The 21,762-nt window shown below is 74.2% G+C and carries 1 protein-coding gene; it reads right to left on the reverse strand.

The features are described 5' to 3' along the window. Window positions 1-2: 2 nt before the first annotated feature. Window positions 3-21,731 carry an SDR family NAD(P)-dependent oxidoreductase gene (locus tag ACLF6P_RS07805; RefSeq protein WP_415949102.1) on the reverse strand — a complete coding sequence of 7,243 codons (21,729 nt, stop codon included), beginning with the start codon at window positions 21,729-21,731 and terminating at the stop codon, window positions 3-5. Between the last annotated feature and the right edge of the window lie 31 nt (window positions 21,732-21,762).

Below are 21,762 nucleotides of genomic sequence, written 5' to 3' on the forward strand. Positions count from 1 at the left end.
GGTCAGGAACCCTTTCGTTCGGTGCGCGCGGACTCCTGTACGGCGAGGAACTCGCGCAGGGCGCCGTGCACTTCGTCGGGGTGGGTGAGCGTCGGGAAGTGGCCGGCGCCCTCGATCTGGACGTACCGGGCGTCGGGGATGGCTCCGTGCAGCAGGTGGGCCGTCTTGAGCGGGATCACGGAGTCGTGCGCGCCCTGCACGATCAGGGTCGGAACGGCGATCTCCGGAAGCACGGCGAGCAGGTTGGGCTCCTGGGCGAAGACGTCCAGATAGCGCAGCCCGGTCTGCGGGTCCATGCTCTCGCAGCGCAGCAGCAGCTGTTCGAAGCGGCCGCGGTCGGCGGGGCTCACGTGCTCGCCGACCGCGTCGAAGTCCTCGCCGACGACGACGGAGAGCCGGTTGACCTCCCCGACGCGGTTGCCGCACTTGTACGAGCTGCACAGCAGGCTCAGCGAGGCGGTCTCCTCGGGCCGGTCGAGCGCGAAGCGCTGCGCGGTCAGACCGCCGAAGCTCGCGCCCGCCACATGCACCGGGCCCTGCACGCCGAGCGCCCGCAGCGCCGCGTGGTGCAGGCCGGCGAGTCCGCTCAGGGTGAGCTCCGGGATCGCGGTGGTGCGGCCGACGCCGGGTGCGTGCATCACGATCACCCGGTGCTCCCGGGCGAGCGCCCGGAACTGGTGCGCGAACAGGCCGGCGCCGATGTTGAACGGGTGGATGAGCAGCAGCGGGGAGCCTTGGCCCGCCTCGAAGAGTTCCACCTCGCCCTCGGGGAGGGTGAGGATGTGGTGGTGGACGTCGGCGCCCAGCTCACGCAGGACGCCCGGGTTGTCGTCGGCGGCGCGCGATCCGTCGTGCAGGGAGGCGCGGACGTCCTGCGGGAGCGCCTGGGCGGGGTGGTAGGCGGCCGTGGCGCCGGAGCCGATGCCGTCCGCCGCGTCGACCCGTACGAGACGTACGGGCTCGGGCGCGGTACGGAACAGGGTGGCCAGCCGGTCCGCGATCTCCTCCGTCTCGGCCGCGCCCAGGCCCACGGGCACGGCGAGCCTGATCCACGGCCTGGCCGCGCCCTCGTCACCGGCGAGGAGCTGCGGCGCGCCGCGTACCCCGGTGTGCCGGAAGATCCAGGCGAGGCAGGAGGCCACCGGCTCCTCGTGGTCCGCGAAGGCCGGCAGGGCGCCGACGTCGAGAACGACGGCGTGCCCCGCCGCCGGGGCGAGCAGGGGTGCTCCCGCGTCGGTCAGGCGCTGCCACAGCGTGCGCACGTTCCGCATCCGCAGCCGGACCTGCTCCGCGGCCCAGTCCTGGTCGGCGAGTGCCGCGGCCAGGGTCCTGCGGGCGCCGCGGCCGATCTGGTGGCCGCGCAGCGACACCGCCTCGCGCAGCCGCTCGGCGAGGGCCGGCTCACTCGTGGCGACCAGGCCGCCGAAGTCGAGCCCGAAGTCCTTGGACAGGCTGAGGGTGACCGCATCGGCCGTGCCCAGGATGTCCCGTACGACCGCCCAGACCTCACGGCCGGACTGCTCCGGCTCGTGCTCGATGAGCTGGTGGGCGGTTTCCAGGACACGGGAGGCGTCCAGCACCAGCGGTACGTCGTGGGCCTGCGCGGTCCGCCGTACGGCACGCAGCTCGGCCAGCGCGGAGGCGTAGCCGCCGCGCGCGTTGTCGCTGAGCTCGACGCAGACGAAGGCGGTACGTGCCTGATGCCGCGCCAGCGCCTGGTCGAGGCTGTCCGGGGTGAGCCCGCCGCGCAGGGCCGGTCCCTCGGCGACCGCGGGGCCGCCGGCGGGGACGGGTTCGAAACCGTGCTCCAGGAGGCTCAGGGTCCAGGTCGGGAACAGGCTGTTGTGCACGACCGCGCCCGGTGCGCCCGGCCAGTTGCGGCACAGGAGGGTCTCGGCGGCGCGGCCCGACTGGGTGGGGATCACACAGTCGAAGGGCAGCCAGGGCAGGCGGAGTTCGTTCCCGGCCGAGGCAGGGAGGGCGGCCGCCGTGGTGGCGAGCTCGTGAAGCCGGGTGGTGACGGCCGGCAGGTCGAGTTCGGCCCAGGAGTCCGTGATCAGGTCGTGTTCGACGGATTCGGTGGGGAGGGCGAGGGGGTTGTGGGCGTGGGCGGCCAGGAGGTGGTCGCGGGATGAGGTGGAGGTGGGAGTGGACGTGGGAGTGGACGTGGGAGTGGACGTGGTGGCGGTTCGGGTCGGGGTCGGGGTGTGTGCGGGGGTCGGGTGTGAGGTGGGGGTCGGGGTCGGGTGCTGTGTGGCCGCCGGGCTCGGGGGCGTGGGCGGCGTGGTGGCTGCGGTGGCCGCCGGGCGCGCGTCCGGGGTGGGCCGGGGGTGGCCGGCCGGCCGGTGCGGGGCGCCTTCGGGGGTGAGTTCGCCGGGGGCCGTCGCGTCCAGGTCCGGGTTGGCGATCATCAGGATGACGTCCGAGACCCCGGTACGGCTCTCGTCATCGGGCTGGCACAGGTAGACGGGCGTGTTCACGGGGCGGAACTTGTTCTTGAACTGGAAGTTCCCCTCGTTGAAGATGCCGACCGAGCGCAGCTCCGCCATGCCTTCGGCCACCGCGGGCGAGGCGTTCGGTGAATCGCCGAGCCGGACACCGAAGCTGGCGCCGAAGCTGAAGCAGGTGATGCCTTCGGGCCGCAGCCGCTCCACGATCTGCACGATCGCGTACTCGATGCCGCCCGGCGGCAGGCCCTTCGCGTAGAACTCCAGGTCGAGCAGGTACGTCGGCTCGGAGGCGAGCTTGGTGACGATCACCGCGTTGGCGAGCACGTCGTCGCGGTAGGTCAGGAACATCCGGTGCCGGGAGTCGAGGCGCCCGGCGCCGAGTTCGCGGCGCACCACGTCCACGTACGGGTTGGTCATCTGCTTGACGGAGGCCCACTGGTCGATGAGCGAGACGATGCCCGCGTCGGTCGCCGGGTCCGAGCCGACCTCGTACTCCTCGGTGCGGCAGGCACTGTTCTTGGTGAACTTGCCGATCAGGTACCGCAGTCGCTGCATCCGGCCGCCGGACATGGTGAACGTGTCGAGGTTCTCCAGGCGCTGGATCGCCCCGAACGGGGTAGCCGTGAGGCGGCGGCCACCGACCTCGTCGAGGCGCAGGACCGACAGGAAGTTGGGCTTCAGGCCCTCCCGGTCGGCATACGCCAGGTACTCGGCGGCGAGCACCGGGAAGTACTCGGCGGAGCCGACGTAGCTCCAGGCGAAGAGCACGTCGTCGCGGCGCGAGAAGTTGAAGTAGCCGGCGCGGTCCCTGCCGAGGAAGGCGAGCGGGGCGATGTCACGGCCCGCTAGACCGCCCTCCTTCGCGTGGGCGCGGTCGAGGTCGGCGAACAGCGCTGCCAGGTCGGGGAGTTCGGGCAGACTGCGCTTGCGGATGATGAGCGGGCCCTCGTCCTGCGGAGCGGCCGGTGCGGAGTGCCCGGCCGTGGTGCGCTCGGGGGCCGGGGCGGGCGTCGGCGACGGCTGCTGCTTGTCGCCCGCGTCGAGGGCCTGGGCCGTCTCGGACAGGAGGGTGCGGGTGCGGGGGCCGTGGTCGGCGAGCAATTGCCCGGTCAGAGCCTCCAGGGTCGGGTGGTCGAACATCAGGGTCTTGCGCAGGGCGCCGAACCTGCGCTCCAGGGCGCTGATGGTGCGGAGCATGTCGAAGGAGGTGAACCCGGCGTCGGCGAAACTCTCTCCGCCTTCGGGGACGCGTCCGACGACTCGGGTGATGACCTCGGCGAGGAGGGTGCGGGGGTCGGCGTCGGGTACGGGCGGGAGGCTGGGCTCCGGTGTCGGGGTGGGTTCCGGTGCCAGGGTGGATTCCGGTGCCATGACCGGGGCCGGGGTGCGGGTCAGGGCCGGGGTGGGTTCCGGTGCCATGACCGGGGCCGGGGTGTGGGCCGGGCCGCTCGCGGTCGTCGTCATCTCCTCCCAGGTGCGGGCGGCCAGGGCGGCGACGGAGTCGCATTCGTAGAGCTCGGCGGCCTTGAGGTCGAGGCCATAGGTCTCGTTGAGCTCCCTGACCAGCTGCATCCGGAAGATCGAGTCCAGGCCGAGATCGGTGAAGGAGTCTCCGTCGGCGATCTGGGTGCTGGGCACGTCGATGATGTCGGCGAGCGAGGTGCGGATCGTCTCGGCGACCGCGCTCCGGTCGGCCGAGGGCTCGGCGGTGGGTGCCGACGGGGTCGCCGGCGCCGGGGAGTTCGTCGGTTCCGGGGTGTGCGCCGGTGCGCCGGCCTCCGCCGGAGCCGCTGCGGGCGCCGGTGCGGCTTCCGGGCGGCGCGGCGACGGCTCGTCACGCGGTGGTGCCTGCGCCACGGAAGGCGACTGCTTCGGCGCCGTGTTGACCGGGGCGAGCCGCAGCGGGGTGCCACGGCCGCGGCTCGGCACTGCCGGGTGGGTTACCGCCGGGGAGGCTGTCGTGGCGGAGGCGGGTGCGAGGGTCCGTACGGGTGCCGGGGCCGGTGCCCCGGCCGTCGCGGGGGGCCGCACCGCGGACGGAGACCTGGTCGGCGCCGGGGCCAGGGCCTGCGCGGGAGGCGTCACCTCGGCCGGAGCCGGATCCTGTTCCGGTGCCGGGACGGGGTTCGGTACCCGCGCGGGCGCAGGAGCCGGAGCCGTGGCCCGGCCCGCGCCGCGCGAGGTGAACCAGTACGGCGTGCCCGTACGGCGGAACGAGGGGAGGGCGAGGCGGACCGGGTGGGCGGACGCCCACAGGGCGGACCAGGTGCCGGGCGCGCCCGATACCCAGGCCCGCGCGTTGGCCTCCGCGTCCGCACCGCAAGCGTGCGCCGGGGCGGGTCCCGCGGTGCCCCGGTGGATCCCGGGAGCGGTGAACTCCCCGCTCGCGGCGGCCGTCAGCCGCTCCACGAGCTGCTCGCGGTCCGTGCCCACCACCGCGAGCCGTTCCGCGTACTCCTCGCGGCCGGTCTGCAGCGTCCACAGGAGGGCCGCGAGGTCCGTCTCGCGCTCGTCCTTGAGGTATCCGGCGAGCCGCAGCGCGTAGTCGGCGAGCGCCTCGCCGTCGGGCGCCGACAGCACCGCGACCCCGGCGCCCGGCGGTACGGGCACGGCGGGACGCGCGGGCGCCCGGTGGCCTTCGAGGACGACATGCGCGTTGGTGCCGCCGAAGCCGAAGGAGCTGATGCCCGCCCGGTGCACGGGCCTGCCGCTGCCGTCGGCCACGCCCTCCCAGGCCCGGACGCGGTCGTTGACGTGGAACGGGGTCTCGTCGAGCCGCAGATACGGATTGAGCTCCTCGACGTGCAGCGTCGGCGGCAGCTCCGTGTGCTGCAGGCTGAGCAGCACCTTCAGGACGCCGGCGATGCCCGCCGCGGCTTCCAGGTGGCCGATGTTGGTCTTGACCGAGCCGAGGGCGACCGACTTTTCGGCGGGCAGCGGGCGTCCGGTCTCCGCGTACAGCTGGGTGAAGGCCTTCTTCAGGCCTTCGAGCTCCACCGGGTCGCCGAGCCGGGTGCCCGTGCCATGGGTCTCGATGTAGCTGACGGTCGCCGGGTCGATGCCGGCGCGGCGGTAGGCCTCGGCGACGACGCGGGCCTGTGCCTCGGGGTTGGGGGCGGTCAGCGAGGTGGAGCGGCCACCGTGGTTGACGGCGCTGCCGCGCAGTACGGCGAGGATCCGGTCGCCGTCCGCCTCGGCCCGGTCGAGCGGCTTGAGCAGTACGGCGCCAGTGCCTTCACCGCGTACGTATCCGTCGGCGTCCTTGTCGAAGGTCTTGCAGCGGCCGTCCGGGCTGAGCATGCCCGACTTGGTGAACGCGCTGAACAGACCCGCGCTCAGGGTCAGGTTGACGCCGCCGGCGATGGCGAGTTCGCATTCGCCGTCGGCGAGAGCGCGGGCCGCTCGGTGCAGGGCCACGAGGGCGCTGGAGCAGGCGGTGTCGACGGCCTCGCTCGGGCCGCGCAGATCGAGATGGCGCGAGACGCGGTTGGCGAGAATCGCATGGGCGAGGCCGGTGGCGGCGTGCGCCTGGACCTCGCCGCCCTCGGCGCGCATCAGTTCCGCGTAGTCCGAGGTGGAGACGCCCACGAAGAGTCCGGTCGCGCTGCCCGCGAGGTCGGCGGGGCGGTGACCGGCGTGTTCGAGCAGCTGCCAGACGGTTTCGAGGAACAGCCGCTGCTGCGGGTCCATCAGGGCGGCCTCGGCCGGGGAGATGCGGTAGAAGCCGGCGTCGAACTCGGCGACGCGGTCGAGGAATCCGCCGCGCAGGTTCTCCAGGCCCAGGTGGCCGAGGAGGTACGGGCGGTCCTCGGGGACCGGGCGTACGAGGTCGTCGCCCGCGGCAAGGTGCTGCCAGAAGCTCTCCAGGTCGTCACAGCCGGGGAGCAGACCGGCCATGCTGATCACGGCGACGGGGCGGGTGCCGCCTTCCGCGTGTGCGGCGGCGGGCGTGGCGGCGGGCGTGGCGGTGGTCTCGGTGACCGTCACGGGCGCCGTGGGCTGCGGGGTGGGCTCGGTGGTCTCCGCGGGGGCCGTGGACTGCGGGGTGGCGGTCGGGACGGCCTCGGCGGGTACGTCCGGCCGGGGCTGTGCGCCGGTACCGGCCTGGGCGGTGGGCCGGGCGGCCTGCGGGCCCGGCGTCGTGAGCGGGGCGGGAGCCGTGTCCCGGGCCGGAGCCGTGTCCGGGGTCGGGGGCGTGTCCGGGTTCTGGGTCTGGGGCTGGGGCTGGGTCGGGTTCTGGGTCTGGTTCTGGGTCTGGGCCGGATGGGTGCGATCGGCCAGGACCCGGCCGATCTCCGCACCGTTCTCTCGCTCCAGGTGGCGCGCGAAGTCCCGCAGCGTCGGCGCCTCGAAGAGCGCGGTCGGCAGGAGGTCGATGCCGTACTCCTCGTTCACCTCGTTGACGAGCTGGGTGAGGGAGATGGAGTCGAAGCCCACTTCGAGGAGTTCCTCGTCGAGCGGTACGTCGGAGGGGTCGACAAGGAGGAAACCGGCCGCCGTACGGCGCAGGCCCTGCTCGATCCGCCCGACGAGCTCCTCGACGGACGGGCCCGGTTCGGACGCGGCGGAACCGGGGGCCACCGGTTCGCGGACCGCAGTTTCGGATGCCGCCGGCTCGTGGACCACGGATTCCGAGGCCACGGGCTCGTGGACCACCGGTTCCGAGGCCACCGGCCCACGGGCCACGGATTCCGGGGCCACCCCGGGGGCGGCCCCCGGGGCCGTCCCCGCGTCCTCGGCGGAGGGGCTCTCCAGGACCGCGAAGCACGGTCCCTCCTCCCCCGCCAGCGCCCGGCAGAACGCGGTCAGTCCGGCCTCCGTGCTCAGCGGCACCATTTTCCACCTGCGGGCGAAGCGCGCACGGGCCGCCTCGTCGACCGTCATGCCGCCGTCCTCCCACAGGGGCCAGCAGACGGAGGCGGTGGTGCCGAAGCGGTCACCGGCGAGGACGCGGCCGCGGCGCAGTGCGGCGAACTCGTCGAGGTAGGCGTTGGCGCAGGCGTAGTCGGCCTGGCCCAGGTTGCCCGTACGCCCGGCGAGGGACGAGAAGAGGACGAAGAAGTCGAGCGGTCCGTCGCCGACGGCGGCGTCCAGATGGACCGCGGCCGCGGCCTTGGCCCCCCAGACCGCGTCCACGTCGGCGCGGGTCTTGCGGGCGGCCAGACCGTCCCTGGTGACACCCGCCGCATGCACGATGCCGTGCAGGGCGCCGTGGTTGCCGCGGATCTCCTCGACGAGCCGCTGGACGTCCTCGGCGCGCGAGACATCGGCCCGCGCCCAGCGCACGCTCACGCCGTCCTTGCTCATGGCGTCGATCCGGGCGCGTGCGGCGGTGTCGGGTGCGGTGCGGGAGGCGAGGACGAGGTGCAGCGGGCGGCCGTGTTCCGCCAGGTACTCGGCGATCCGCAGCCCGAGCGCGCCCGTGCCTCCGGTCACCAGGTAGGTGCCGCCGGGCCGCAGCGGCAGCTCCTGCGGAAGGCCTGCGGTACGGGGGGTGAATTCCGTGAGCCGGAGCTGCCGGCGGCCGTCGGGCCGCAGTGCGGTCTCGGTGGGCTCCTCGCCGAGTGCACTCAGCTCGGTGAGCAGCTGCTCGGCCAGCGTCTCGGCCGTCCAGGACTCCTCGACGACGACCCGGCCGCCGCGGAAGCGCGGGTGCTCCACCGCCAGCGTGCGGATCGCGCCCCCGGAGGCCGCGTGCTGCGGCTGGGGGGTGCCGGACGGTGACAGATGGGCGTACAGCCCTCGTACGGTGCCCTCGCCGCGACGCGAGAGGAGCGCGGCGGCGGACCACAGGAACGGCAGCACGCCCTGCTCCAGCGGGGCGACGGCGTCATCGGCCGCTTCGACGGCGCCTTCCCCTCCCGGAGCCGCTTCGACGGCACCTTCCCCGCCCGGAGCCGGTTCGGCGGCGGCATCCCCGCCCGCGAGCCGCAGCACCGCGTCCGGCAGGATCCCCCGCTCGGCCAGCGCATCGGCCAGTTGCCGGTGCTGTTCCCGGTCGGTGAGGTCGAGGTTCCAGCCCGCGGGTGTCTCGGCGAGCCGCTCGCCGTGGCCGAGCAGCACGCAGTGGCTGCCCCGGCGCCCGGCGGCGGCCGCGAGGGCGCGGCCCAGGGCGGCATCGTCGGATATCAGCGCGATCGTACGCGGCGCGGGGCCGGGAACCGCCCGCGGGGCGGGTTCCCAGATGGGCCGCAGATATCGGACTCCCGCGGCCGGCTGTCCCTCATCGGGCGTCCTGCCGTCGGATGCGGGCGGAGTCACCGGTAGCACCTCCGGTTCGGCCGGCAGCCAGTGCCGGGTCCTGTCGTAGGGGTAGGAGGGAAGCGGGACGCGGCGGGGCCGCGGGGCGGGCCACAGGCGGGCCCACTCGACGTGGGTGCCCGCGGTCCACAGGCGGGCCAGGGCAGCCGTATCGCGTGCGTCGAGGAGCTGTTCGACGGCTCCCTCGTCCGCGGGCCCGCCCTGGCGGCGACGGCCGGCCTGACCCGTGATCAGGTCGGGCGTGATCTGGTCGGGGGAGTTCTCGCCCAGGGCGTGGGCCCGCAGCCGCCGTTCGAGTCCGGCGGGGTCCGCGGCGCGAACGGCAAGGCGTACGGGGTGTTCGTGGCGTCCTACCTGGCTGGTGAACGCGAGCTCCGCGAGCGTGGCCGCCTCGGTGTCCCGCGCCAGCCGGTCGGCGATCCGTCCAGCCTGCGTGCGCAGCTGCGCCTCGGTGCGGGCCGAGAGGAGGAAGACCTGCTCCTCGCCATCCCGCGTCGGCGCGTAGCGCAGGCGCGCCGGGTCCGGTACGTACTCCTGCAGTACGACATGGGCGTTGGCGCCGCCCGCGCCGAAGGAGCTGACTCCGGCGGTACGCGGCAGCGTGCGCCCCTCCTCGTCCACGGGGCTCGCCCAGTCGGTGAGCTCGCGCGGCATGGTGAACGTCCAGCCGTCCGTGTCGATCCGTGGGTTGAGCTCGCCCAGGTTCGCGCACGGGGTGAGCTTCCGGTGCCGCAGCTGCAGCAGGGCCTTGATGAGGCCGGCGACACCCGCGGCGCCCTCCAGGTGCCCGACGTTCGCCTTGACGGAGCCGATCGCGCAGTCGCGCGGCGGGCGCCCGCCGAAGGCGCGGCGCAGTCCGGCGATCTCGATGGGGTCGCCGAGCGCGGTCCCGGTGCCGTGCGCCTCGATGTAGCCGAGGTGCTGCGGGTCGATCCCGCAGTCACGGACCGCGTCCGCGACGAGGCGGGCCTGCGCGTTGGGGTTGGGGACGGTGTAACCACCGGTCCGGCCGCCGGAGTTGACGGCGCTGCCCTTGATGACGCCCCAGATGTCGTCGCCGTCGGCGACCGCGTCGGCAAGGGGCTTCAGGAGCACCGCGCCGATGCCCTCGCCGGGCACATAGCCGTCGGCCCGCTCGTCGAACACCTTGCAGGCGCCGTCCGCGGCGAGCATGTTCAGGGACGAGAGCGCCACCAGGTGCGCGGGGTGCAGGATCAGGTTGACGCCGCCCGCGATGGCGGTGCGGCATTCACCGCGGCGCAGGCTCTCCACCGCGAGATGGACGGCGGTCAGGGAGGAGGAGCAGGCCGAGTCGACGGCGAAGCTGGGGCCCTGCAGATCGAAGGTGTACGAGACGCGGTTGGCGACCGACCAGTACGCCGAGTGCGCCCCGGCGAGCCGGCCCTGCGCCCACTGCGCCGCCGCGAGCCTTCCGTACGAGCCGTACATGACGCCGACGAAGACTCCGGTCCTGCGGGGTGTCTGTGCGGGTTCGCCGAGCTGGCCCGTCTGTTCCAGGAGGTCCCAGCAGGTTTCCAGGAAGAGGCGTTCCTGCGGGTCGATGTCCGCGGCCTCCTTGGGCAGGATGCCGAAGAACGCCGGGTCGAAGCGGTCGATGCCGTCGAGGAAGCCGCCCCACCGGCCGTAGGTGCGCTGCGGCTTGCCGCGCTTGGGGTCGAAGTGGGTGCGCCAGTCCCAGCGGTCGGCGGGGACCTCGGTGATGCAGTCGGTGCCCGCGGCGAGGTTGCGCCAGAAGGAGTCGATGTCCGGGGACTTCGGGAAGCGGCCGCTGAGGCCGACGACGGCTATGTCCATGGGGGTGGTCGGGTCGGGTGCGCGGGAGGGGGCGATGGCGTCGGTGGCCTCCGCGCCCTTTGTGCTGTCGGTGGCCTCCGTGGTGTCGGTGGCCGATGTCGCGGCCGTCGTCGGCAGGGGCTCCTGCCCGGGCGGGTTCTCCTCGGCCGGGGAGTCGTCCGCGGTCGCCTCGGCGCTCGGTGCGGCGGGGCCGGCCAGTTCCGCGATCCGCTCGGCGTGCCGCTCCTGGAGATACGCGGTGAGCTGGGCGATCGTCAGGTTCTCGAAGAGCAGCGTGGCCGGGAGGTCGCCCAGGTCCTCCTCGAAGCGCTGGACGACGTTCTGGCCGACGAGGGAGTCGACTCCGTAGTGCTCGAACGTCGTGCGGTCGTCGAGTTCGTCCGCCTCGTACTTGAGTACTTCGGCGAAGACGGCGCGCACGTAGTCGCGTACGGCGGTGTCGCGTCCGCCGGTGTCATGCACGGCGGTCTCGCGTACGGCAGTCTCGCGTACGGCGGTCGCGGCAGGCGCGGGCTGCTCGCCCGCCCCGGCGACGCGGTCCCCGCGGGAGCGGGTGCCGAGCCCGAAGCGGGTGAGGCCTTCCGGGTCCGCCTTGATCGCCAGCGCCTGCGGCAGCCCATGGGCGAGGATGCCGCTCAGCGCGGCCATGCCCTCGGCGGGCTCGATGGAGCCGATACCGAAGCCGGCCATCCGCTCCCGGTAGCGTGCCTCGGCGACCGCGCCGACGCTGCCCCAGTAGCCCCAGTTCACCACCTGCGCCGGAACACCGAACCGGTGCCGCAGGCGCAGCGCAAGGGCGTCCTCGAAGGTGCTGGCGGCCGCGTAGGCGGCCTGGCCGGGCGCGTCGACGAAGGAGATCGCCGAGGAGAACAGGGTGAGGAAGGCGAGGGGTTCGTCGCGCAGCGCCGCGCAGAAGGCCTCGGCGCCCGCCGCCTTGGGGCCGAAGACCTCGTCGAGGACCGGCTCGGTCAGCTGCGCCACGGTCTTGTCGTGCAGGACGAACGCGGCGTGCACCGCCCCGTCGACCGGCCCGAACCGCTCCCTGGTCCACGCGACGACGTGGCGCATCGCCTCCGGGTCGGTGGCATCGGCGGCCCGGTACTCGGCGGTGGCGCCGAGCCGGTTGAGGTCGGCCAGCAGCGTCTCGATCCGCTCGTCGAGCGGGCGCCTGCCGACCAGGACGAGCCTGGCCTGTGCGCTGCGGGCGAGCGAGCGGCAGACCGCGCTGCCGAGTCCGCCCGCGCCGCCCAGGACGAGGTACACGCCGCCCGTACGGTACGGGGCTGCGGGGCCCGGCTTCGCCGGCGCGGTCCACGGTACGAAGGACCGTACGAGGCGACGGCCCGCGCGCAGGGCCACCGGACGGCTGTCCAGGGGCTGTTCCGCGCTGATGCGCCGGGCCAGTCCGGGCGCGTCCTGCGCCGTGGTGCGGCCGGTCCCCGGGTCGAGGCAGCCGACCGTCCAGCGCGGGAACTCGGCGTCGAGTGCCGCGCAGTAGCCGAGCAGGGCCGCCGCTCCCGGCACGATCTCCCCGGCGTGCTCCGCGCCCGTCACCTGTACGGGTTCCGCCGCGCTCGTCCCCGTACCGCCGTGGGCCGGGGCGTCGACGGCTCCGGGCAGGACGGCCCGCAGGTCGAGACGGTGGTGGGCGCCGTCGCGGTCGAGCACGGCGTGCACCAGGCGGTGCAGGGCTCCGAGCGCTTCGCGTGCGTCGGCCGCGTCCACCCAGGTGGGTTCGGCCAGCAGGTAGACACGGTCGGGGAGTTGGGGGCTGTGGCTGATGGCTGCGGCCGCCTCGTCCCAGGCCGCGGTGCGCACGGTGGAGTCGGCGTGCAGTTCCGCCAGTGCGGCGGCCAGTTCGGTGGTGTGGGGGCCGTGGACCAGCAGGACGCGGTCCGGTGCGTCCGCCTGACCGGTGGGTGCGGGGTCCTCCTCCTGCCAGCGAGGGACGTAGACGGGGAGGCCGGTTGCCGGTCCCGCGGGCAGGGGCCGCAGCATCAGGCCTTCCAGGCGCGCGGTGATCCGGCCCGCGTCGTCGGCGATGCGTACCGCGAAGGTGTGGGTGCCGGTACGTACGGCGTGGACGTGTGCCGGTGTGGTGAGCGGGCCGAGCAGTTCGGCACGCTCCAGGGCGAAGGGCACCAACGGGCCCTGCTGCGAACCCGTTTGCAGTACGGCGGTGACCTGGAGGGCCGCATCGAGGAGCGCGGCGTCGGTGCCGTGGGCGGGCCAGTGGGCCGCGCCCTGTTCGGCCGCCGGGGCGTCCAGGACGGCGAGTGCCTCGTCCGTGCCGTGGCGGACCTCCTGGATGAGCCGGAAGGCCGGACCGTAGCCGAGTCCGCCCGCCGCGAAGTCCCGGTACAGCTCGGCGCCGGTGCGCAGTCCGGAAAGTCCGCGGCCGAGCGCGTCGATGTCGATGGACGTGGACGCCGCCATGTCGGCGTGGAGCGGGGCGACCTGGGCGCGCGAGAACGGGGTTGCGGGCGCGTCGTCGCCGGTGAACTCCAGGGTGTGCCGCTCCCCCTCGGTGCTCGCCTCGACCCGTATCGCGTGTGTCTCCTCGGCGTGCAGCGGGCGCAGCCAGCGCACGCCCGAGATCACGGCCGGTCCGCCGATGCCCCGGGCGCGGGCGAAGTCGAGGGCGAGGGACAGGCTCGCGGTGCCGGGCAGGAGCGCCCGCCCCGCCACGTGGTGGTGTGCGACGACAGGGTGCTCAGGGTCGAGCGGCCAGGTGGTCGGCGGAGTAGGCCCGGCTGCCGGAAGTGCCGGCTCGACTGCTGCAGGCGCTGCCTCGGCTGCCGGGAGGGTCCGTACGGCGGTGGCGCCGCTGTCGTCCATCCGAGCGGCGGGTGCCTGCGGTGCGGGCGGCTCCGTCGCGGGTGCTTCGGCCGGCTGGGTGGTGATCCAGTGGCGGGTGCGGGTGAAGGGGTGGGCCCTCAGCGGTTCGGGGGCGGCCTCCGGCTCCGGCTCGCTGTGCGCGAGGCCGCCGGACTCCGCAGCCGCCGGGGACGGGGCCTCGGCGAGCACCACATGGGCGTTCGTCCCGCTGAAGCCGAAGCTGCTGACCGCCCCGACCCGTACCCCGCCCGGCCCCGGACGCCACACATCGGCGGTGCGGGAGAGGCGGAGCGGGCTTGAGCTCAGGTCGATCTCCGGGTTGAGCTCGGTGAAATGGGCCGCGGGCGGGGTCTTGCGTGCCCGCAGGGCCATGAGCAGGGCGAGCAGCCCGGAGATGCCGGCCGCGGTGGTCGTATGACCGATCGCGGCCTTCACCGAGCCGAGGACGCAGTCCGTGGCGCCCGACGCGCGCAGCACCTCGTTGAGAGCCTTGACCTCGATCGGGTCGCCCAGGTGGGTGCCGGTGCCGTGCGCCTCCAGATAGCCGAGGTCGGCGCCGGTGATACCGGCCCGGCGGTGCACCGAGGAGAGCAGCTCCATCTGGGAGTTGGCGCTGGGGGCGGTGATCCCGTTGGTCCTGCCGTCACCGTTGACTCCGGTGCCGCGGATGACTCCGTGGATCCGGTCCCCGTCGGCCAGTGCCTGGCGCAGGCTCTTGAGGACCACCGCGCCCACGGCCTCGCCCAGCACGATGCCGTCGGCGGCCGCGTCGAACGGGAGCGAGCGCCCGGTCGGCGAGAGCATGCCCGTTTTGCTGGTCCACACGTGCATACGGGGCGTCGTCATCAGCGCCACGCCACCGGCCACGGCGGTCTCGCAGTCACCGCTGCGGATGCTCTCGCAGGCCAGGTGCACGGCCACGAGGGAGGAGGAGCAGGCGGTGTCCACGGCCAGCGTGGGGCCGGTGAGGTCGAGCAGATACGCGATACGGGCGGCGAGGATGGAGCTGCTGCTGCCGAGGAAGGCCTGGCCGGTCTCGACCGCGCCGGCCTCCTCGAGCAGCGACTGGTAGTCGCCGGCGCCGCAGCCGACGAACACGCCACAGCTCTGCTTGCCCTTGGTGCCGGTCAGTCCGGCGTCCGCGAGGGCCGTCCAGGCCTCCTCCAGGAAGAGGCGCTGCTGCGGGTCCATCGCCTCCGCCTCGAGCGGCGAGACCTGGAAGAAGCGGGCGTCGAACAGGTCCACGTCGTCGAGCAGCGCGGCCCATTTGCTGTACGAGCGGCCGGGCACGCGGCGGTCGGGATCGTAGTACGCGGACTCGCGCCAGCGCTCCGGCGGCACCTCACGGATCTGCGAGCGGCCCTCGACGAGGTTCGTCCAGAAGCTGTCGAGATCGGGTGCGCCCGGGAAGCGGCCCGCGGCGCCGATGATGGCGATGGGCTCCTGGGTCTCGTCCGGGTGGTCGGGGCCGGGGGTGTTCGGGGTGTTGGTGGTCACCGTGGCGGTGGCCGCAGTGACCTCAGTGACCGCGGTGGCCGTGGGCGTCGCGGCCGAGGGGGTGGCCCGCGGGTGCGTCTGCTCGCCCGGCTCCGGTGCGGAGAGCGCCACGAGGTGGGGGCGGGGCGGCGCGGTGGCCGGGGTCTCGGCGGGGGGCGCCGGGGGTGCGCCCGGCACGTCCAGCGGGACGAGGCGTACGCGCCCGTCCGCGGCGACGGCCTGCTGCGGCGCCGGGTGCGCGGCCTCGCGGTTCTCCGCCCGGAGCGCGGTGGCGGGCTGCGCTGTTGCCGTGGCGGGCAGGGGCGGCGGCGTGACGGCCTCAGGTGCCGGCGTGACCGGCTCGGGTGCCGGCGTGACCGGCTCGGGGAGTGCCGTGACGGCGGATGCGGTCGGCACCGGGGCGGCGGCGGGCACGGCAGGGGCCGTCCCGGGTGCGGGTGCGGGTGCGGGCTGTGTCTCGCGGGCGGCCGCGCGGTGCAGGGAGGCGTTCTGCGCACGGGTGCGTGTCACGTGTTCGGCCAGCGCGGGCAGCGTCGGATAGTCGTATACGGCCACGGAGTCGAGCGAGAGGCCGAAGGCGCGGTTGATCTCCTTGGCCAGCTCGACGGCGCCGATGGAGTCGACCCCCATCTCGTTGAAGCTGAGCCGGTGGTCGAGCTCCCCGGCGTCCAGGTACAGCACCTCCGTGAGGGTCCCGGCGATGACCGCCTCGGCCTCGGCCAAGTCCGGCTCGCCCGGAGCGTCTTCGACCGGCGGCGTCGGCGCGACAGCCGTCGGCGGCGTCGGCGGGGCGACCGGCTCCTGCGCGGCGACCGCCGCCGTCGGCTCCGCGAGAGCCGCCGCGGGCGGCGCAACGCTCCGGTCCGCGCCGGTCCCGTCCGCGCCGGTCGCGTCCTCGGCAGCCCGGTCCGCGCGAGTCCGGTCCGCGCCCGACCTGCCGTACTCCGCCACCTTCCCGAAGTGCGCCCGCACCCGCTGCGCCGAGTCCTCGCCGAGGACCTGCTCGTGCATCCGCACCTCACGGCCGATGACCGCGGGCAGTTCGCCGAGCATCCGCCCGGCCAGCTCGCCCTTGAGTGCGGCGACGGCCTGCGGGGAGAGTTCGGCGACCGAGCGGGCGAGGTCGAGTGCGGCGGGCAGCACCTCGGCCGCGTCCCGGAAGGTGACCGTGGCGCCGCGCCGTTCCAGCTCGGCGCCCGCGTAGGGCCGCCCGGTCAGGAGCATCTCGGTGGCCAGGGACTTCCCGAGCCGCTGTTCGAGTATGTACGTCGCGCCCATGCCGGGCGTGAAGCCGTACTTGAGGAAGTTGCTGCTGTACACGGCGTCGCGGGACATCACCACCATGTCCGCGTAGAGCCCGAACGCCAGTCCGCCGCCCGAGGCGTGGCCGGAGACGGCCGCGATCACCGGACGGCTGCAGCGCAGCAGCCCCTCGTACACGAACGGTGTGTCGGTGAACCGGGTACGCCGGGCGGACAGGTCGGCGAGCGCCTCGGGCGTGCCGCCCATGCTGAAGACCTTGCCGGATCCGGCGAGGACGACCGCCGTGATCTCGGGGCGCTCCGCGATCTGCGCGAAGGCCCACTCCAGGCCGTGCATGAGACCGTCGGTGAACATGTTCTGCTGATCGGCGGCGGCCATGGTGACGAGCGCGATGCCGTGCTCCAGGACCTGGAGTTCCACCTCGGAGCCGGTGTACGGGGCGACGGGCGCGGGCGCCGGGGCGGCCGCCGGCAGGCTCACCTCGGCCACGGGCTCCTGCTGCTCGCGCGGCTGCTTCCCGTTGCCCGCCTGCCAGTTGCCGAGCCAGCACCGCTCCTCGCGGAAGGGGTGACCGGGCAGCGCGACCCGGCGGCGCGATCCGGCGGGGGCGACGGCCGGCCAGTCCACGTTCTCGCCGGCGGCCCAGGCCGCGGCGGCCTCGTGCAGGCGTCCCGCGCGGAAGGCTTCGGCGCATCCGCCGGCCGGAGCGGATGCGTCGCCCCGGCCCGTGCGGAAGAGATCGGGGTGCGGCAGGTCGTCCGCGAGGAAGCGGTCGAGTGCGGCGCACAGTTCGGGGACCGAGGTGGCCACGACCGCCAGCCGTTCGGCCATGGCATTGCGTCCGACCCGCAGCGTGTGCGCCACATCGGCGAGGCGCGGCGAGCCGTCGGAGGCCTGCTCCGCACGGGCGTCTTCCCCGGCTGCCGTCAGCCGGCCGACGATCGTGTCGACGCTGTCCTCCAGCGTCACCGCCGAGGATGCCACGGGTCCAGAGCCGTGGGCCGCGGCACGCTCGCGCAGACGCAGCACGTCGGCGCGCTCGAAGCCGAGGTCGGCGAGCGGTTCGGCGGGGTCCACGGCGGCAGGCGGAATCCCGAGGCAGCGGGCGGCCTCCTCGAGGAGCGCATCACGCAGTCGGCCGGCGTCGACCACCGCACGCCCGTCCCCCGCACGCCGTTCCCCCGCACCGACCGACCCCATACCGACCGACCCCGCGCCATCCGTCGCAGGGCCGTACGTCGCAGGGCCATGCGTCGCAGCGCCGTCCGCCGTCGAGCCAGGCCCCGACGCGCCCCCGCCCGCGAGGGCGTCCCGCAGCGCCCGGGCGCTCTCCCGGAGCGCTTCGGTGTCCCGCGCGGAGAGCAGCACCAGTTCGGGTCCTTCCGCGGCAGGCGTCCGGGCGGGCTGTCCGTTCCACTCCTCGACGATCAGATGCGCGTTCGCGCCCCCCGCCCCGAAGGCACTCACCCCGGCCCGCCGGGGTCCGCCGCCGTCCGGGGCGGGCCAGGCCTCCAGCTCGCGCTGTACGGCGAAGGGCGTACGCGAGAAGTCGATCTTGCTGTTGGTCGTCCCGGCGTGCAGGGAGGGCACGAGCGTCCGGTGCCGCAGCTGCAGCACGACCTTGGTGAGCCCCGCGATCCCGGCGGCGCTCTCCAGGTGCCCGATACCGGACTTGACGGAGCCGATCCGGCAGCTGCCCGGCTCACCGGGCCCGTCCGGTGCGAAGACCCTCCGCAGCCCTTCGATCTCGATCGGATCGCCGAGCGAGGTCCCGGTGCCGTGCGCCTCGATGTAGCCGACGGACTCCGGGCGCACACCGGCCCGTTCCAGCGCACCGTGGACGACCGCGGCCTGGGCCGCGGGGCTGGGGACGGTGAACCCGCTCGTACGGCCGGTGTGGTTGAGGAATCCGGCGCGCAGCACCGCGAGTACGCGGTCGCCGTCGGCCAGGGCGCGGGAAAGCGGTTTGAGGAGGACGGCGCCGACGCCTTCGCCGGGGACGTAGCCGTCGCCGCCTTCGCCGAAGCTGCGGCAGCGGCCGTCCGTGGACAGGAACCTGCCCTGCGCGAGCTGCAGGTACTTCTGCGGGTGGGCCGCGATGTTGACCCCGCCGGCCAGGGCGAGTTCGCAGTCGCCGCGGCGCAGGCTCTCCATCGCGAGCTGCACGGCGGTCAGCGAGGAGGAGCAGGCCGTGTCGACGGACATGCTGGGGCCGTGCAGATCGAGGACGTAGGAGACCCGGTTGGCCACGGCTGCGTGCATGGCGGTCGGCGCCACCCCGTCGGGTGCGTCCTGCACCAGCTGGTAGTGGTTCCACATCACGCCGGCGAAGACGCCGACGGGCTGGCGGGACAGGGCGGCCGGGGCGTATCCGGCGTGCTCGAGGGTGCGCCAGCAGGTCCTCAGGAAGAGTCGTTCCTGCGGGTCCATGCGTTCGGCCTCGCGCCGTGAGATCCCGAAGAACGCGTGGTCGAAGCGGTCCGCACCGTCCAGGAAACCACCCCAACGACCGTACGTGGTGCCGGGGGTGTCCGGATCGGCGGCGTACACCGCCGCGTGGTCCCAGCGGGTGCCGGGTACTTCGGTGATGCAGTCGCGGCCCTCGGCGAGGTTGTGCCAGTACGCGTCGAGGTCGCCGGCTCCCGGGTACTCGCCGGCCATCCCGATGACCGCGATCCCGTCCTCCTCCGGGGGCACGGGCCCCGCGGCGTCCGCGGCGTCCGCGGCCTGCGCCCGCCCGGCGGCGCTCTCGCGCACGGAGGCGGGCGTCTCGTACGGTTCCACCGGGCCCTCGGCCTGTGGGAAGAGTGCGGTGAGCCGGTCGGCGTCCCCGTAGGCGACCGCCGTGCGGACGTGGCCGCCGGTGAGGCTGCGTTCGAAGGCCTCGATGCCCTCGGCCGTCGGCAGCGGGACCGTGCCGCTCTCGCGGCGGGCGCGTCCGAGCGCGGCCTCGGAGATCCGCATCCCGCCTTCCGCCCACAGCGGCCAGGCCACGGACACGGTGCGTCCGGACCGGTCGGTGCGGGCGGCACGCCAGTCGGCGAAGTGGTCGAGGCAGGCGTTGGCGTAGGCGTAGTCGCTCTGGCCGGGGTTGGCCACGACGGCGGAGAGCGAGGAGAAGAGCACGAAGAAGTCGAGCTCGTCCTGGGCGGTGGCCTCGTCGAGGTGGCGCGCGCCCCAGAGTTTGGGGGCGAGGACCGATTCGAAGTCCGCGGGCCGCTTGCGGAAGTAGAGCGCGTCGCGGACGAGTCCGGCGCAGTGCAGCACACCGTCGACACGGCCGAAGAGATCGCGGGTGAAGCGGAGCAGTCGCTCGGTGTCGGCGCGCGAGGACACATCGGCCGCCACATGGTGCACCTCGGCCCCGGCGCGCCGCCATGCCTCCATCCGCGCGCGCAGTCCGGCGTTCGCGGGGGTGCGCGAGCAGAGCACGATACGGGCGCGGGCCCGGGTCGCGAGACGCTCGGCGAGCAGGGCGGCGAGTCCGCCGGAACCTCCGGTGATCACGTAGACGCCGCGCTCACGGTACGGCAATCCGGTGCCGTCCGGGCCGGGCTGCGGCTCGGCTCCCGGCTGCGGTTCGGCTCCCGGCTGCCGTTCGGCCCCCGGCTGCGGTTCGGTCCCCGGCTGCGGTTCGGTCCAGCGGCGTACGAGCCGACGGCCGGCGCTCCAGCGGGCCTCGGCCTCGTCCACGGTGCCCGCGTCCGGTCCGGTCCCTGTGGCCGGGGTGCCGGCCGTCTTCACCGCGCACGCCAGGTCCGCCTCGGCCGTGATCGCCGCCGCGGTCTGCGCGGGCGTGTCCGCGGCGTCCAGGCCGATCGCGCGGGCGCGGAGCACCGGGGTCTCGGCGGTGACCGTACGGGCGAAGGCCGCGACGGCGGCTTCCTCGGTGGCCGCCGCCCCGTCCCGTACGGTGTGCAGGCGCAGCAGCGCCACCGGGTGGGTGGGCGCGGCCTGCACGAGGGCCGTGGCGAGCGCCCAGACGTCGAGCACCGGGCTTGTGCCGCTGCCGTTGTCGAGTCCGCGGGCGTCGACCAGGGCGAACGGGCGCCCGTCCAGGCCGAGTCCGGTGAGCTCCTTGTGGATGCGCTCGGGGTCGGGTCCGGGTGTGTCCCCCGTGCCGGTGCCGAACGCAGGGCCCTGCGGCAGCGTGACGACCCGCCGGGCACCGGCCGCGGCTCGTACGGCCGCCGTCAGTTCGGCCTCGGCGCCGAGGAGTACGAGGTCCACCGCATCGGCGGGGTGCGCGTGCCCGGAGTGCGCCCACACCGGATGGCGGGCCAGGAGCCGGGGCGCGGCCTCGGGTGTCTCCGGCGTCTCGGGGACCGCGGTCCGCTGCGGCTCAGGGCGGTCCGCCTGGCCGGGGAGCTCAGGGGTCTGGAAGGTGTCCGCGAGATACCGGGCGAGGCTGTCGATGTCCGTGTACTCGAAGAGCAGGGTGGGGTACAGCGTGCTGCCCACCAGTTCCTCCAGCTCCTGGCCGATCTTCAGGAGGGAGACGGAGTCGAGGCCCAGCTCGTAGAACCCGGTGGACGTCGCCACGTGTGCGGCGGGGCGGGCGAGCAGATCGCCGATCCGGGTGCGCAGCCACCCTGCGTAGAACTCCCTCGCGGTGTCGTCCTGCAAGGCGTCGGTGCGGTCCGTGGCGGGGGCCTGCGCCGGAGCGGTGGTGGCCTCGGCACCGCGCCGGGCCCCGGCGGCCGCATGGCCGCCCGTCTCCGCCTTGCCGTCCGTCTCCGCCTGCCCGTCCGCACCCCCGGCGACGAGCCGCCGGATCAGCTCGGGGTGGCGGATCCGCTTGCAGGTCAGCCGATGGAACTCCGCAGCGAAGCGGCCTTCACCGTCGTACAGCACCAGGTCGCTGTCGAAGAGTTCGCCGGATTCGGAGAGTTGCTCGGGCCGGGGTACGTGCACCAGGAAGCGGCCGGTCAGCGGGCGCGGCGCGCGGAAGCTCTCGATGAACATCGGGATGAACGGCCGGTCGACCGCGACGCGGGACTGCCCGTAGGCCACGATCGTGGCCGCGTCGAGCTTGGCCGGGTGGAGGTGGAAGGCCTCGTCGCTCACGCCGGCGTCCGGGTCGATGTCGAGTTCGGCGAGCAGCCGCCCGCCGCCGGTGTGCAGGGTGCCGAAGCACTTCATGGCGGTGCCGTGCCGGATCTCCCGGGATCCGGTGACGGCGTACATCTCGGCCATGTCCCGGTGCTCCGTCGCGCTGCGCCGCTCGGCGTCCACGTCCAGCGCGGCAGGCTGCGGCAGATCCTCGAAGTGCAGTTCGGCGCGCAGGTTCTCCTTCCACTCGCCGGTGGTCCCGTCCGCGTCGAGGCGCCGGCTGTGCGCGGTCACCGGGCGGTGGATGCCGGTGTCCGCGCCGATCAGGACGCGGATCTCCCGGTCCTGGCCCTCGGCGGTGGCGACCGCCTCGGTGAAAAGAATGTTGCGCAGGACGACCCGGCCGAGATCCGCACCCCGCTCGGCGAGGATGCGGTGGACGAGGTCGAGGAAGGTCACCCCGGGCATCACCGAGGTCTCGTGGACCCGGTGGTTCTGCATCACGAAGTCTTCGTGCCGCAGGACGATACGACAGTCGATCTCGGATTCGTTCACGGTGGCTTGTCTCCTCCGTACGCGGGCCGGC

The organism is Streptomyces lothianensis, assembly GCF_047779955.1.
GTDB lineage: Bacteria > Actinomycetota > Actinomycetes > Streptomycetales > Streptomycetaceae > Streptomyces.